We start from the raw sequence: 15217 nt of genomic DNA on the forward strand, positions 1-15217 counted from the left end.
CTCAAGTGCGGCTGGCGCAAACCTCCTGAGCTTCAACGCCTCGCAGGAGCAGTAGCGCCCTCACTTTTGGTCAGGGAACTCAAAACGTTTAATACACTGGATATGCCTTACATTTCAGTTCGAGGAGTTGAGCATTACTACGAGTGGATTAAAACCTCCCAACCCCACACTCACTCCTCTAAACCCGTGATGGTGTTTGTTCATGGTTGGGCGGGTTCTGGGCGGTATTGGCAAAGTACAGCAGAAGCACTCGCTAGCGATTTTGATTGCTTGCTCTACGATATGCGGGGGTTTGGGCGTTCTACGCGTTTGGTACAGCCTCCTCCCGTCTTTTCCTACGAGTTAGAAGAATACGCAGAAGATTTAGCGGCGTTTCTGGCCGCATTAGAACTCCCTAGCGTTTATATTAATGCCCATTCGATGGGTGCGTCTGTTGTTACTTTATTCCTCAATCGCTACCCTCAACAAGTGAAAAAAGCCATACTCACTTGTAGCGGCATTTTTGAGTATGATGAACAGTCTTTTACGACGTTTCACAAATTTGGCGGCTATGTCGTCAAGTTCCGCCCCAAGTGGCTGGGTAAAATTCCGCTGATGCATCGGTTCTTTATGGCTCGCTTTCTACATCGCAGCATTCCGTCACCCCTGAGTCAGGCTTTTTTAGAAGATTTTCTCCTAGCAGACTATGCGGCGGCGTTAGGGACGATTTTCACGTCAGTCAGCCAAAAAGCAGCGGAAATGATGCCTCAAGAGTTTGCGAAGCTTTCCGTTCCCGTGCTGCTAGTCGCGGGCGAATATGACAAGATTATCCCGGCTGCAATGGGTCAAATGGCCGCTAGTTTGAGTCCTTATGTAGAGTTTGCGCTCGTTCCTCAAACGGCTCACTTTCCCATGTTGGAAGATTCTTCGATGTATCTTAAAACGGTACAGGCATTTTTAGCCAAAGATTAATTGATTTCAAAGACCTCTCACCCACCGCAGCCCCTGCTGTTGGTGGGTTTCCCGTCGCCGAATTCGCTATAAAACTTTACAAAGTAATGAGACTTTAATATAACTTAACTTGAAGCGTGGGCGATCGCAGTTGCGGGAAATACGGAGTTTTCTCGCGATTCTTGTCCGTATCCCTACGTAAATTTGGATTGACCAGACAAAGATCTCGCAAAGTTTCAGTATAAGTACGTACAACTTTCCCAGCTCTCCCTAATCGAACCCCTTGGGAGTCAAACCCTTCAGGGGAGTGAAACCCTAGAAATTTAGAAAAATTTATCTAAGAATCACTATTTAAGACAGAAATTACGCATTTCTGCCTAAAGAGCGGCTCCTCATCTAAAAATTGACGATGACACCTTCGATTCCGCAGGGAACAGTATTAAGACAAAGATATCTAATCAGACAGATCCTAGGTCAGGGGGGTTTTGGGCGCACCTACCTCGCGATTGATTTAGAGCGTTTTAAAGAACCTTGCGTTCTCAAGGAACTCACCGTTCCTTATCAAGATCGAGCGTTATGGGAAAAAGCCCAAATTCTGTTTCAACGAGAAGCCAGTACGCTTTATCAAATTCAGCACGCTCAAATTCCTCGTTTTTGGGCTTCCTTTGAAGATAATCATCGTTTATTTCTGGTTCAAGACTTTGTAAGGGGCAAGTCTTACCGTCATTTATTGCAGGCTCGCCAACGACAAGGGCGTCACTTTTCCCCCAATGAAGTGTTGCATTTGCTCAATCAACTGCTCCCAGTTTTGAGCTACATCCACGAGCGCAAGATCATCCATCGCGATATCTCGCCAGAAAATATTATGTTGCAACTGCCGGGACAAAACTCGAATGCAAGCGCCTCGGCAGAAGTTCCCAGATTGCCTGTTCTGATAGATTTTGGGGCAGTTAAGGCAGCCGTTACGGCCTATTGCGGTACGCCTTTATCCCCTTCTTTAATGACCTGTATTGGCAAAGCCGGTTATGCCCCCCCGGAGCAATTGCAAACGGGTAAAGCGTATCCCCATAGCGATCTTTACGCCTTAGCCGCCACTTGTTTAGTCTTGTTGACCGGACAAGAACCTCAAACGCTTCTCGATAGTCAAACACTGACGTGGCAATGGCAGCAATACACTTCCTTAAACAAGCGCTTTGCAGCAATTCTCCATAAAATGTTAGCTTGGCAGCCGAGCGATCGCTATCAGAACGCCCAAGAAGTCTTAATCGACCTGCAATCGCTGCTTACTCCAGCACAGACCCGCCCTGCTCCTTCAACGCGGATTGCCACTTCCCCCGTAACTTCAACCCTGCTTTATCCGCCAACACCCGAATTAAGAACGCCAACTCAACTGGCTGCTCCTTCTGAACAAAATCTCTGGGCTAAATTAGGGATTGCGACGAGCATTGGATTAGTTGTGGCAACAGGTCTAGTTGTACCGCATCTGTGGCGACCTTGGAGCGCCCCCCAAACAGCCCATTCCGAACAATCTTCCGCAGTCTCCTCAAACCTTTTAGACGAGCCAACTCGCTCTTCTTGGTCTTTGAGTAAATCCCAAACCCTGGGCGGATCTCCGGCAAGTACCAGCAGCATGGCACAGCCGCAGCGTTTAGAATTTTTACCGGGTCAGAATGTGGCGATCGCGCGCGGAACGCTACAAGAATATACGCTCCAACCCTACCTGTTAAAAGCCGCCCAAGGTCAGATCGTCACAGTAACGCTAGAGGGAAGTGGCGTTGTGATGAACTTATTAAACTCTAACCAGCAAGGAATTGATGCCGCCGCTTATCAGACGCGCAGTTGGACGGGTCAAATTCCAGCCGACGATCATTATCTCATTCAAATTTTAGGCACGGGCAGCTATGCCTTAGAAGTGGCAATGACACCCGTTTCGAGAACCCTAGAGGCCCCAACCCAGCGCATTAAACTGGCTCGCGGCACCACGGGAACAACGGTAACAGGCAATCTTTCTCCCAATAAGATGCAGCGCTACCTGATTCAAGCCAGGGGCAAACAGATTATGGTGGTTAAGGTATTGCAGGGAGAGGCTCAAGTGAGTATTATCTCTCCAACTGGCGATCGCATCGGTGGCAGCAATAGCGAATCCCCCGATTGGCAAGGTCAGCTTCCCGTTGATGGGGACTATGCCATTGAAGTGTCGGCCCCAGGTGTGAGCGAATTTGCCCTAGCGCTGGACATCTATTAAGAGGTCATTCCTCTAAGAGCGAATCTTCAGTTGAAAGAGTCTCAGCAGTGGGTTCTTCTACAGAAGCACTCAGCGCTTTGACCACATAGGGTAGATAAGCACCTTGTAAACCGCGCTTAATCCGTTCGGGTGTTTCTGGAAAAACCACAAATAACGGACAAATCTCTTCAGCTTCTTCGCTCAGAATATGTTTATAGCGGGGTGGCATCAGCCATTCATAGCCTTGATCGAGCCAGACTTGTGTTTGTCGCCAACGTCCGAGAAAATCGGAAAAGTCTTCATGGGGGCGATGGATGAAAATAAAGATTTCGGGGCCGGTCTTAATTTTCCACTCCGGATCGCACAAAATTAAACTCACATCGCAGGGTAAAGTCGTTAACCCTTCAGGAGTATTCGCGTTTTGGTGGCGATGGCTGCTCGGTCGCAAGCGCACGACAGGTAGCGGAATCGAAATTAAACTTTCTTCCGGTCGGCGCATACTGGGGAGCATTTCTAGATAGGGACGATGCTGCTTGAGGAGGGCGATCGCCAAATCTTGATTGCTATACTCAGCGAGCAAAGATTCATAGTGAGATTTTTTAACAGGCATCTTTTTAAAAGAATATTTTTGACAAACATCAGGGTAGCAACCCTCTATTCAGATTGACTACCCTCTGCTAAACCCTAACCCCTAATTTGCGACTATCGCGTGCAAAATAGCTTTCGTCTTACAGCGATTCAAATACCTTAAACATCGGTAAATACATCGCCAGCAAAATTGAACCAACCATCCCCCCAATGACCACAATCATCAGAGGTTCCAACATACTCGTTAACCCTTTAATCGCTTGTTCTACTTCATCTTCGTAGAAGTCAGCCACCTTCATTAACATCTTGTCAATTTCCCCAGTTTCTTCACCAATACTAATCATTTGTACGGCCAAGATAGGGAAAACCTTTTCGCGATCCAGCGCAATACTAATCATCCCGCCGCCTTGAATCTCTTTGCGGGCCTCTTCCACCGCGTTAGCAATCACCTGGTTGCCTGCCGTATCGCGGACAATTTCTAAAGAGGTTAAGATCGGGACGCCCGCGCGGGTTAGCGTTCCAAAAGTTCGACAAAACCGAGCAGTTGCGGCCTTAGAAATCAAGTCGCCAAATAAAGGAAGTTTCAGAAAAATTCCATCGCAAACCACTCGACCCATTGGAGTTTTGTAATACTGCTTGTAGGCAATAAACAGCCCAAGCAGAATCACCACCAAAGTCACTGATTTCCTTGGATCGAGCAAGAACGCGCTAATCCCCAACATAATCTGAGTAAACAAGGGTAACTCTACCCCAATCTCTTCAAAAATTGCGGCAAAAGTTGGGATTAAAAAGATAGTCAGCGCTAAGAAAATAATGACAGCCAAGCTTCCCACGGTGGTTGGGTAAGACATCGCTGATTTCAATTGGTTTTGCAGGCGAGCAGAATCTTCGAGAAGTTTAGCCAAGCGGTTCAAAACTTCATCAAGTACCCCCCCAACCTCACCGGCTTGTACCATTGCCACGTACAAATTATCATAGCAAGCCGGATGCTTGCCCATTGCTTCGGAGAGGTTAGAACCTTCTTGAACTTCTGCTGAAATTTGCTTGAGCGCCTTTTTGAGCTTAGGGTTTTGACACTGATCGGTCAGAACGCTCAAACAGCGAACCATCCCCACGCCCGCATTCACCATTGCGGCGAATTGTCGAGAGAAAACCGCTTTATCCTTAACGGTGACAGAGGCTGTTGCGACTGCAAAAGCCTCGTTAAGTTCGTCAAGATTAATATTTTTGATGTCGAAGCTTTGCGCCTTTTTGAGATCGGCAACCGTTAAACCTCGTTCCCGTAATAAGGTGCGGGCTTCTCCCAGGGAATCAGCAGTAACTTTCTCTTTTTTAGCTTTTCCAGTATTATCTCGAACGCTAGCAATATACGTAGGCATGGCAGTTCCACATAAGTTGAGAAGTGGCGAAAGGGAGCTACTTGTTAGGGAGGTCTCCTAATCCTAAAGGACAAGACCCCCTAACTCACAACGATCGTCTCAGACTGACAAGGGGACTTAGTGAGCGCCAACTTTACCTTTTGCGCCCGAAGGGACTGCACCAATCAAGCGAGCCAATTCATCCGGTCGCGAACTCTTGGACATCGCATCTTCGTAGGAAACCTTCCCTTCGTTGTAAAGCCTTGCCAGACACATTTCCATTGTCTGCATTCCTAGTTTAGCCCCGGTTTGAATGGCCGAGTAAATTTGGGAAGTTTTACCTTCACGAATCAGGTTTGCGATCGCTGGGGTATTGACCATAATTTCTTGAGCCGCAACCCGTCCCCCGCCCATTTTAGGAACGAGGTTTTGCGAGCAAATCCCCACCAGCGATCCGGACATCTGAGCGCGGATTTGGGGCTGTTGAATGGGTGGGAAAACATCTAGCATCCGGTCAATGGTTCCCGCCGCCGAGTTGGTGTGTAAGGTACCAAAGACTAAGTGACCCGTTTCCGCCGCCGATACCGCCAAGCTAATCGTCTCTAAGTCCCGCATTTCACCCACCAGAATGATATCGGGGTCTTCCCGTAACGCTGCTTTCAGGGCGTTGGCAAAACTTTTGGTGTCTTCGCCCTTTTGGCGTTGGTGGAACAAGCTTTTGACATTGGGGAAAACATACTCAATCGGGTCTTCTACCGTCAGAATATGCTCGGCTCGCGTGCGGTTAATCATGTCCAGAATAGCCGCGAGGGTCGTCGTTTTCCCCGATCCAGTTTGTCCTGTCACCAGCACCATCCCTCTGGGACGTTCTGCGAGTTCCTTCATAATTTCAGGAACGCCGAGTTTCTCGAAATTAGGGATTTTGGATGCCAAGGCTCGCAAGCAGGCCGCAAAACAGCCGCGTTCGCGGTAAACGTTCACCCGAAACCGCGCTAAACCTTTTACCCCATAGGCGCAGTCTAGTTCCCAGTTTTGCTCCAGTTCTTTGCGTTGGGTGTTGTTAAGCATACTGAAGATCAACCGCTGGCAACCATGAGCGTCCATTTGCTCGCCAAACTGGGGTTGCGGGGTCAGCTTTCCGTGAATCCGGAAATAAATCGGCGCGCCTGCTTGAATGTGGATATCCGATCCTCCCTGCTCCACCAGGGACTCCATGACATCTTCAATCATTAATTCCATGTGGGTTTCTCCTTAGTTGTCATTTAGGAATCAGTCAGGCTCCTGTTCGGAGCCAGAAGGGTCGAAGCTTGTTTACTCGGTGAACCGAGGGGTCATGCAATAGGGACACTCTAACCATTCTTGTTGCAGGCCCGCACCGCAAGTTTTGCAGGTTAAGCCCACTTTTCGTTTGGCTTTGAGTTCAGCTTCTAAGCCGGTATCGGTATAGGTGACGCGTTCTACTTCTTCTAACGTTGTATCGCCGCGACGAACAAGATTCAAGCTATAGGCTAAAAGCGTTACCATGCCTTCTTCAACGGCGGTTTCTTTAATCCGTTCGGTGGGCGCGCCTTGGTTAATTAACATTTGCAGGGGTTCGGTGACGCGCAAGACTTCGTAAACCCCACAGCGTCCCTTATAGCCAACGCCACCACATTTCGGGCAAAGTTCGCCTTTGTCTTTGAGTTCGGCGCGTGCTTCTAGGGGGATGGTGTTGGCTTTGTAGAAGGTGATATGGGCTTCTTTAGAGGCAGATAAGCCGTAGCGAGCCAGTTCTTCGGGTTCGGGTTGGTAGGCGAGGCGACATTCGGAACAAACCCGACGCATCAGCCGTTGAGCGACAACGCCGAGTAAGGCACCGGAAACCATGAAGGGTTCAACGCCCATTTCATCGAGACGCGCGATCGCGCCGGAGGCGTCATTGGTGTGTAAGGTGGTTAAAACAAGGTGTCCGGTTAAAGCCGCTTCAATTGCCGTTTTTGCGGTTTCTTTGTCTCGCGTTTCACCCACCAGGATGATGTCTGGGTCTTGACGCAAGAAAGCGCGGAGAATATTAGCAAAGGTTAAGTCTTTTTCGCGAATCACCTGACATTGGGTAATCCCTGGCAGTGCATACTCAATCGGGTCTTCAGCGGTACTGATATTCACGCCCGGTTCGTTGCGTTCGGCCAAGATGGAGTACAGAGTTGTCGATTTCCCCGAACCTGTAGGACCTGTTACCAGAATCAGACCGAAGGGACGGCTTGCCATCTCTCGCACCAACTTCAGGGTTTCTGGGTCGGTAATCAGCTTATCAAGTCCCAATTGCGTTGAGGCGTTATCCAAAATCCGCAATACGATCTTTTCACCGTACCGGGAGGGTAAGCTGTTCACCCGGAAGTCTACGGTTCGACCTTGGAATACTCGTCGAATCCGTCCGTCTTGAGCTTGTCGGCGTTCGGCAATGTCTAAGTTAGAGATAATTTTGAAGCGAGAGGTGAGGGCTGGAATAATCTTTTTCGGCAGCCGATAGTATTCTTGGAGAACGCCGTCTTTCCGCATCCGAACTCGCATATCCTCTTCTTGCGGTTCGATGTGAATATCCGAAACCCCTTCTGTTAACGCCTTAGCCAGAATCTGGTTAACGGTTTTAATGATGGGGGCGCTATCTGCCTCGTTGATGGCTTTGGAGAGGTCTTCCTGAGAAGGTTCGTCATCCTCAGCATCTTCTAAGGTCGTTTCAATTTGAGCAATATCGATTTCCAGAGATTCTGGATTGATTTTATTGGGGGCGGGTTGGCGCTTGACTTGCTCGTCGAGATATTTAGAGATAATCTGCTGAAAGTCTTCTTGGGTAATCACCATCCGCTGCATGGTGAATCCTTGAGGACGCAAAACGCGGTTAAGGTCATCTTGAGCGGCTAGGTTGTCAGGATCGACCATTGCAATCAGCACGCTGGGGGGCTGATTGTTGGATTTAGAAAGCGGGACTAGGCTGTAGCGGCGGCAGATATCAATCGGGATTAGGGTATCAATCAGTTCGGTAACTTGATCGTTAGCAATTTCGCTGATTTCCGGGTCGAGCGAATCAACACCGTAAAGGATTTTGAGTTCAAAGAGTTGTTGTTTTTTGTACTGGCGAACTAAATCTGGGGGAAGTTGCTGTCCTGTAAGGGCTTCAAGAACTTGGGTGAGCGGCCGACCTGATTTGCGACTTTCAACTAAAGCTTGCTGCATTTGGTCTACGTTAACGTAGCCAGACCGGACGAGCTTGTTACCAAATGGGGAAAGGTTATTCGCTGCAATGAGTGCTGTACTGGGAACGCGCCGCTGCGATGGAGAGTTAGTCATAGCGATAGCAGGTAAGGGTTTGATTAGGGATTCGGATTAACAGCGCTCCAGTGCCTAGCCCAGAAGAGGTTATCGAAGGATCGCCACGGGCAGTTGCAGAGTTCAGCGCCGCCTCTGTGCTACTATTATGCATACTACCCAAGACTAAAAGAAAAATAACACGGCAAGCCAATGGCTGAGGTTCGCACCGATTGTCTAGAACGCTTGGGAGATTGTTCGGCAAGGTTGCCTTAAACGTTTTATTATTAAGTTTTTATTAGAAAATTGCATCTTCGCAAAGGGGTTCGGGTACTGATGCTGCAATGCGCCCGCTAACCTTGGAGGCGATCGCGCTTTGAGGTTACTCTAAAGGTTAGTCTTAGCTTAAAAGCGATTAGATCGAGTTGAACGCGAAAACGCTACAATCAGAAGCGTTGTCCGTTAAACTCAAAGCTTTCTCAACAGACAATTGCTAAATGCAAGGCTCTCTAGAACAGTCATTGAGGCTCAATGCAGCACTCAACATCAAAGCTAGAAGTCTGGCAACGTAGGATTAGCGCATGATGATAGACGAAGAAAAACAGTTCGACAACACCCCCGACTCAACCAGCGAAGTCTCCGATCTGCCAGAAGATGCGACCGGGGTTTCGTCCTCAGACCCAGAGGAAGTGAGTGCAGCCGCATTCGAGGCCGAAGATGTGCCCATTGCTGAAGCGACAGCAGAACCAGCACTAGAGGAGCAAACCGCCCTAGATGCGGAAGCGTTGTTGGCGGAAGTTGCCCGCAAAGATGCCGAAGTAGAGACGCTCAAGGCTCAACTCAAAGACCTGAATAACCAGTCTATTCGGATCGCGGCAGACTTCGATAATTTTCGCAAGCGGACGCAAAAAGAAAAAGAAGAGTTTGAGCAACAGGTGAAATGCTCAACCCTCAAAGAGCTATTACCCGTTGTGGACAACTTTGAGCGGGCGCGATCGCAAATCAAGCCGCAAAGCGAAGCGGAAATGAGCATCCACAAAAGCTACCAAAGCGTTTATAAGCAACTGGTAGATTGTCTCAAACGCATTGGCGTTTCTCCCATGCGCTCCGAAGGCAAGGAATTTGACCCCAACCTTCACGAAGCCGTCATGCGGGAAGCGACCGACCAATACGAGGAAGGCGTCGTCATGGAAGAATTGATGCGAGGATATCTGCTGGGCGATCGCGTTTTGCGTCATGCAATGGTGAAAGTTGCGGCGGCTCCCGAACCGGGAGACCCCTCAACCGCAACGGAAACGCCAACAGCCGAAGCTGAAAATGCTGGCTAAATTGCGATCGCATCTACCCAATCTGGAACGGCTCGCCCTTGAGAAGAGCTAGAAATTAAATTTCAGATTGGGTGGATTCCCAGAAAATTGCGAAGTATGCTGTAAAAAAGTTACTCCGTCCGCGAAAATTTTGTTAACATCTATCGCCGCTACCTATGGGAAAAGTCATTGGGATCGACTTAGGCACGACAAATAGCTGTGTAGCTGTATTGGAAGGCGGTCAGCCAGTCGTCATTACCAACTCAGAAGGTGGGCGAACGACCCCAAGCATGGTGGGTTTTGGGAAGGCTGGCGATCGCCTCGTCGGACAACTCGCCAAACGGCAAGCGGTCACCAACGCCGAAAACACAGTCTATAGCATCAAACGATTTATCGGACGCCGTTGGGACGACACGGTAGAAGAGCGATCGCGCGTTCCTTACACCTGCATTCGGGGACGGGACGATACCGTAGACGTACAAATTCGCGGTCGCAACTACACCCCGCAAGAAATCTCTGCCATGATCCTGCAAAAACTCAAGCAGGACGCCGAAAACTACCTCGGAGAACCCGTTACCCAAGCCGTTATCACCGTTCCCGCCTACTTTACCGACGCCCAACGGCAAGCCACCAAAGACGCCGGAACCATCGCCGGTCTAGAAGTTCTTCGCATCATCAACGAACCGACCGCCGCCGCCCTCTCCTACGGCCTAGACAAACAAGACCAAGACCAACGGGTTCTCGTCTTTGACCTGGGTGGGGGAACCTTCGACGTTTCCGTTCTCCAGCTTGGAGACGGTATTTTTGAAGTCAAAGCCACCGCCGGAAACAACCACCTTGGCGGCGATGACTTCGATAACTGCATCGTCCAATGGATGATCGACAGCTTCCGCGCCCAAGAAGGCATCGACCTGTCGATGGACAAAATGGCTCTGCAACGCCTGCGCGAGGCAGCAGAGAAAGCTAAAATTGAGCTATCCAATCTCAGTACCACTTCAATCAACCTGCCATTCATCACAGCAGACGAAACCGGCCCCAAACACCTAGAAATGGAGTTAACGCGCTCAAAGTTTGAAGAACTCGCCAGCGATCTCGTCCAAGGAACCATCGAACCCGTCATGCAAGCCTTAAAAGACGGCAACATGACCATTGACGACATTGACCGCATCCTGTTGGTAGGCGGCTCCACCCGCATCCCCGCAGTTCAAGAGGCAATTCGTCAATATTTCAAAGGCAAAGCCCCCGACCGCTCTGTTAACCCCGATGAAGCCGTAGCCCTCGGTGCCGCCATTCAAGGGGGAGTCCTGGGTGGAGAAGTCAAAGACCTGCTGTTGCTAGATGTCACCCCCTTATCCTTGGGGATTGAAACATTAGGGGAAGTGTTCACCAAAGTCATCGAGCGGAACACCACCATTCCCACCAGCAAAAACCAAATCTTCTCAACCGCGACCGACGGGCAAACCTCGGTTGAAATTCACGTTCTCCAGGGAGAACGGGCAATGGCACGAGATAACAAGAGCTTAGGGAAATTTCAGCTCACCGGAATTCCTCCAGCTCCCCGTGGCGTTCCGCAAATCGAGGTTTCCTTTGACATTGATGCCAACGGCATTCTCAAAGTGTTCGCCCGCGATAAAGGAACCGGACGCGAACAAAGCATTCAAATTAGCAATACCGGCGGTTTGAATGCCAACGACGTTGAAAAAATGCGTTTAGATGCTGAAGTCTTCGCCGAAGAAGATCGGCGGCGGCGACAACTGGTTGAACTCAAAAACCAAGCTGACAGCATCTTCTATAGCTACGAAACAACCGTTAAAGAAAATTCAGCGCTCATTGGCGAGGACCTCAAAGCCCAAGCCAAAGCCAAAGCGACTGAACTCAGAGCCGCCTTAGCCAATCCCACCTCCTCTGTAGATGAGGTGAAACAGCTCCTCGAAGGACTACAGCAAACCCTATTTTCAATTGGCGCTGCTGTTTACCAACAGGCAAACAGCACCATGCAAGAAGATGGCGGTTATACAGCCGACTATTCAACGCCAGAAGTCACAGACAACGCTTCATCCTCCTCTAGCGAGGACGAGGACGAGTTCAGTTTTGAGGAAGACGATACAGTCACCGCCGATTACGAAGCCATTGAATAGCCCCGAACGAGAGAGCTTTGATAAAACCGAGTCCGGATTTTTCTTGCCTCCCTCGCCAGCGGACAAGCAGCTTGAGATCGATTTACCTTACACTAGAGATTTTCTTAACTTAGCGCCCTATGGCCGATTACTATCAAATCCTCGGAGTCTCCCGCGACACAGATAAGGAAGAAATTAAGCGTGCTTATCGTCGTTTAGCCCGCAAGTACCACCCCGACGTGAACAAAGAACCCGGGGCAGAGGAACGCTTTAAAGAAATTAATCGCGCCTACGAAGTTTTATCGGAACCGGAGTTACGAGCCAGGTACGATCGCTTTGGCGAAGCGGGTGTCAGTGGCGGGCCAGGCGGGTTCCAAGACTTTGATATTAGTAGCGGCTTCGCAGACATCTTTGAAAGCTTCTTCAGCGGCTTCTCAGGTGGGATGGCTGGACAAGCCGGCCGTCGGCGCGGGCCGGTACGCGGCGATGACTTGCGGCTAGACCTCAAACTCGACTTTAACGAAGCCGTGTTTGGGGGCGATAAGGAAATTCGGATTAACCATCTAGAAACCTGTACCACCTGCGATGGTTCGGGAGCCAAACCCGGAACTCGCCCCCGCACCTGTACAACCTGTAATGGTTCCGGACAAGTGCGGCGAGCAACCCGTACCCCCTTTGGCAGCTTCACCCAGGTTTCGGTTTGTCCCACCTGCAATGGCAGCGGACAAATGATTGAAGAAAAATGCGAAGATTGCGGCGGTAGCGGCAATAAGCAAGTCACGAAAAAGCTGAAGATTTCGATTCCTGCTGGCGTTGACAATGGCACCCGCTTGCGGGTTTCTGGAGAAGGGGATTCGGGTCAGCGCGGTGGCGTGCCTGGAGATTTATACGTTTATTTGTTTGTTAACGAGCATCCTGAATTCCGCCGAGATGGGATTAATGTCCTATCAGAAGTGAGAATTAGTTATTTGCAAGCGATTTTAGGCAGTCGCATTGAAGTCAATACGGTGGATGGCGAGGAAGAGTTGGTGATTCCCCCAGGAACGCAACCCAATACCGTCCTGAAGCTAGAAAGCCGAGGCGTTCCCCGTTTGGGCAATCCGGTCAGTCGCGGCGATCATTTAATTTCAATTTTGGTGGATATTCCGGCGCGTATTAGTGCCGAAGAACGCGAGCTGCTGGAAAAGTTGGCGAAACTGCGAGGCGATCGCATTAGCAAAGGGGGCATTGAAGGATTGTTTGGAGGTCTGTTTAACAAATGATCGCGGACGCTCAACTCGACTTGCGAGGCACCCCTTGTCCGATTAACTTTGTGCGAACCAAGCTGCGCCTGGAACAAATGGCTCCAGGCAGCCTGCTGGAAGTCTGGCTCGATCCGGGCGAACCGATCGAGCAGGTTCCAGATAGTCTGGCGATGGAAGGCTACACGATCGAGCAAATTGAAGATCGTCAAGCGTTCTTTGCGCTCCAGGTTCGCCGACCGACAGCACCTTAGAGTTTGCAAGCGCGATAGAATAAAGAAAAATGGGCTAATACATTGGGAGTTACTGGGCTGAGTTATGGGTCATGCATGGGCTTAACATCGAAGTTAGACTATGAGTTCTGAGCCACCGACCACACTCAGGACGTTATCGGTAGAAGAGAACAGTCTGCGCGGGACTGTTCTAGCGGTACAGGCAAACTTTTATCAAGTCCAGCTTGACGGCATTGGCGATGCGAGTTCAGAGTCTCAAGGGAACTTGCCGCAGCCTCAATTACTGTGTACGCGCCGCACCCGCCTGAAGAAGATCGGTCAGCAGGTGATGGTGGGCGATCGCGTTTTGGTAGAAGAACCCGACTGGGAAGGGGGACGAGGCGCGATCGCTCAAGTTTTTCCCCGTACCACAGAACTCAGCCGCCCCCCTGTTGCCAATGCCAGTAATATCCTATTGGTTTTTGCTCTAGAAGAACCGTCCTTAGATGTTTATCAGTTAAGCCGCTTTTTAATTAAGGCTGAATCAACAGGCTTAGATGTTTCTCTGTGTTTGAATAAGCGCGATTTGATTTCGGCCGATCGGTTACGCTGGTGGGAACAGCGCCTGCAAGGGTGGGGCTACCAACCCGCGTTTATGAGCGTCTATACGGGCGAGGGACTCGCCGAACTCAGATCGGTTCTCAGCCATCAAATGACTGTGGTTGCTGGTCCTTCTGGCGTGGGGAAATCGAGTTTAATTAATCAATTGATTCCCAATTTGGATCTGCGGGTGGGGGAAGTCTCCGGTAAGCTTGGTAGAGGTCGGCATACAACCCGCCATGTTGAGTTATTTGAGTTACCCGATGGGGGGCTGTTGGCAGATACGCCGGGGTTTAATCAACCGCAGATGGATTCTACGCCGCAAGAGCTAGCCACTTATTTTCCCGAAGCGAGGGCGAGGCTAGCCCAAGGAAATTGTCAATTTAGCAACTGCTTGCACCGAGATGAACCCAATTGTATCGTTCGGGGTGATTGGGAACGTTACGAGCATTATCGCGATTTTCTGGAGAAGGCGATCGCCTACGAAGAGCAACTCAATCAACAAAGCGATCCGGATGCGGCGTTGAAGCTGAAAACCAAAGGCAAAAGCGGGCGACAGTACGAACCGCGCCTTGAGAGTAAAAAATACCGGCGGACGGCTCGGCGTACCCAATTGCAGCAGCTAGAAGAGCTGTATCAAGAAACGGATTTGTAGTGCAGTTGGAGAATTTGAGTTGAGTTTTCCTCTCGTAGGAAGACTTTGCGGCGCACTTCAATCAATCCTAATGCTTGAAATTGCTTGAGTTCTCCGTCAGAAAGCGGCCAGGGCGGTCCATCGGGCGGATCTTCGCGATCGCGATAATAGGTGACAATCAGCAAACTTCCACCCGGCGCAACTAAGGTGGCGATCGCTTCAATTGCGGGCGATCGCACTTCTAAAGGTAAGGCTTGGATGGTACGCGACTCCACCACTAAATCAAACCTCTGTTGCCAGGTTGGATCGAGGGCAAATAAATCCGCCACCTGATAATTTACCCCAGAATTGGGAAAGCGCTGGCGACATTGAGCGATCGCGCTAGCAGAAATATCAAAGGCGGTGACTTGGAAACCTCTCTGGTTCAAAGCTTCTGCATCGTCTCCAAAACCGCATCCCACAACGGCTGCTGTTTGAGTCGCCTTCCCTTGAATTTGCTCAGTTTCTAGCCAATCTTGTATGTAAGGATTGACGACCATTAATGCCCAGGGAATTTGTTCGGGTTCGCACTGGGCATACAGAGACTCAAACCAGGCTGTGGGGCTTCCTTGGGCTAAAGCTTCAGTGGCTAGCTCTTGAATCCGTTGTCTGCCAATATCTTTCGGGGAATCTAAACTCATATTTCTCTTCGAGCTACCTCAATCGATAAAACACTCTGTTG

General features: G+C 49.9%; 12 protein-coding genes. 7 read left to right on the top strand and 5 right to left on the bottom strand.

The features are described from left to right. Positions 1-102 precede the first annotated feature (102 nt). Both QQ055_RS04490 and QQ055_RS04495 read left to right on the top strand, forming a co-directional pair. Entirely contained in the window at positions 103-951 is an 849-nt protein-coding gene (locus QQ055_RS04490) for an alpha/beta fold hydrolase (RefSeq protein WP_284474413.1), read from the top strand. A 388-nt stretch (positions 952-1339) separates the two neighbouring features. Continuing rightward, the gene (locus QQ055_RS04495) at positions 1340-3175 is read left to right on the top strand and encodes a protein kinase domain-containing protein (protein WP_284474414.1); all 1836 of its coding nucleotides are present in this window, start codon (positions 1340-1342) and stop codon (positions 3173-3175) included. 4 nt (positions 3176-3179) lie between these two features. Here the strand turns inward: QQ055_RS04495 and QQ055_RS04500 are convergent, their stop codons facing one another. The 4 genes from QQ055_RS04500 to QQ055_RS04515 form a co-directional block, all read right to left on the bottom strand. Beyond that, positions 3180-3764, bottom strand: coding sequence for a hypothetical protein (locus QQ055_RS04500; protein WP_069965232.1), 585 nt, complete (start codon positions 3762-3764; stop codon positions 3180-3182). A 118-nt stretch (positions 3765-3882) separates the two neighbouring features. Beyond that, entirely contained in the window at positions 3883-5121 is a 1239-nt protein-coding gene (locus tag QQ055_RS04505) for a type II secretion system F family protein (RefSeq protein ID WP_069965233.1), read from the bottom strand. Positions 5122-5238: 117 nt separating this feature from the next. Further along, positions 5239-6339 (bottom strand): type IV pilus twitching motility protein PilT, encoded by a 1101-nt coding sequence (locus QQ055_RS04510; protein WP_069965234.1) that lies wholly within the window; start codon positions 6337-6339, stop codon positions 5239-5241. A gap of 72 nt (positions 6340-6411) precedes the next feature. Continuing rightward, a complete protein-coding gene (locus tag QQ055_RS04515; RefSeq protein WP_283361971.1) occupies positions 6412-8427 on the bottom strand; it encodes a GspE/PulE family protein in 2016 nt (671 codons plus the stop codon). A gap of 542 nt (positions 8428-8969) precedes the next feature. On the opposite strand from QQ055_RS04515, the gene grpE reads away from it, so the two are divergent. From grpE to rsgA, 5 genes are all read left to right on the top strand, one after another. Further along, on the top strand, positions 8970-9713 hold the full coding sequence (grpE, locus tag QQ055_RS04520; protein ID WP_283362017.1) for a nucleotide exchange factor GrpE: 744 nt from the start codon (positions 8970-8972) through the stop codon (positions 9711-9713). A 155-nt stretch (positions 9714-9868) separates the two neighbouring features. Beyond that, on the top strand, positions 9869-11830 hold the full coding sequence (gene dnaK / locus QQ055_RS04525) for a molecular chaperone DnaK (RefSeq protein WP_190566581.1): 1962 nt from the start codon (positions 9869-9871) through the stop codon (positions 11828-11830). A 119-nt stretch (positions 11831-11949) separates the two neighbouring features. Then, positions 11950-13071, top strand: a complete 1122-nt coding sequence (dnaJ, locus tag QQ055_RS04530; RefSeq protein ID WP_069965256.1) for a molecular chaperone DnaJ — start codon at positions 11950-11952, stop codon at positions 13069-13071. Continuing rightward, a complete protein-coding gene (locus QQ055_RS04535) occupies positions 13068-13304 on the top strand; it encodes a sulfurtransferase TusA family protein (RefSeq protein ID WP_283361970.1) in 237 nt (78 codons plus the stop codon). The genes dnaJ and QQ055_RS04535 overlap by 4 nt, the downstream gene beginning before the upstream one ends. A 100-nt stretch (positions 13305-13404) precedes the next feature. Beyond that, positions 13405-14517 carry a small ribosomal subunit biogenesis GTPase RsgA gene (gene rsgA / locus QQ055_RS04540; RefSeq protein ID WP_284474415.1) on the top strand — a complete coding sequence of 371 codons (1113 nt, stop codon included), beginning with the start codon at positions 13405-13407 and terminating at the stop codon, positions 14515-14517. Here rsgA and QQ055_RS04545 read toward each other — a convergent pair. Beyond that, on the bottom strand, positions 14499-15176 hold the full coding sequence (locus QQ055_RS04545) for a class I SAM-dependent methyltransferase (protein WP_284474416.1): 678 nt from the start codon (positions 15174-15176) through the stop codon (positions 14499-14501). The genes rsgA and QQ055_RS04545 overlap by 19 nt on opposite strands. Positions 15177-15217 lie beyond the last annotated feature (41 nt).

The organism is Geitlerinema calcuttense NRMC-F 0142, assembly GCF_030285425.1.

Coding starts and splice junctions, on each gene's coding strand:
- grpE (WP_283362017.1), top strand. CDS start 8,970: ATGATAGACGAAGAAAAACAGTTCGACAACACCCCCGACTCAACCAGC.
- QQ055_RS04500 (WP_069965232.1), bottom strand. CDS start 3,764: ATGCCTGTTAAAAAATCTCACTATGAATCTTTGCTCGCTGAGTATAGC.
- QQ055_RS04545 (WP_284474416.1), bottom strand. CDS start 15,176: ATGAGTTTAGATTCCCCGAAAGATATTGGCAGACAACGGATTCAAGAG.
- QQ055_RS04510 (WP_069965234.1), bottom strand. CDS start 6,339: ATGGAATTAATGATTGAAGATGTCATGGAGTCCCTGGTGGAGCAGGGA.
- rsgA (WP_284474415.1), top strand. CDS start 13,405: ATGAGTTCTGAGCCACCGACCACACTCAGGACGTTATCGGTAGAAGAG.
- QQ055_RS04515 (WP_283361971.1), bottom strand. CDS start 8,427: ATGACTAACTCTCCATCGCAGCGGCGCGTTCCCAGTACAGCACTCATT.
- QQ055_RS04505 (WP_069965233.1), bottom strand. CDS start 5,121: ATGCCTACGTATATTGCTAGCGTTCGAGATAATACTGGAAAAGCTAAA.
- dnaJ (WP_069965256.1), top strand. CDS start 11,950: ATGGCCGATTACTATCAAATCCTCGGAGTCTCCCGCGACACAGATAAG.
- QQ055_RS04495 (WP_284474414.1), top strand. CDS start 1,340: ATGACACCTTCGATTCCGCAGGGAACAGTATTAAGACAAAGATATCTA.
- QQ055_RS04490 (WP_284474413.1), top strand. CDS start 103: ATGCCTTACATTTCAGTTCGAGGAGTTGAGCATTACTACGAGTGGATT.
- QQ055_RS04535 (WP_283361970.1), top strand. CDS start 13,068: ATGATCGCGGACGCTCAACTCGACTTGCGAGGCACCCCTTGTCCGATT.
- dnaK (WP_190566581.1), top strand. CDS start 9,869: ATGGGAAAAGTCATTGGGATCGACTTAGGCACGACAAATAGCTGTGTA.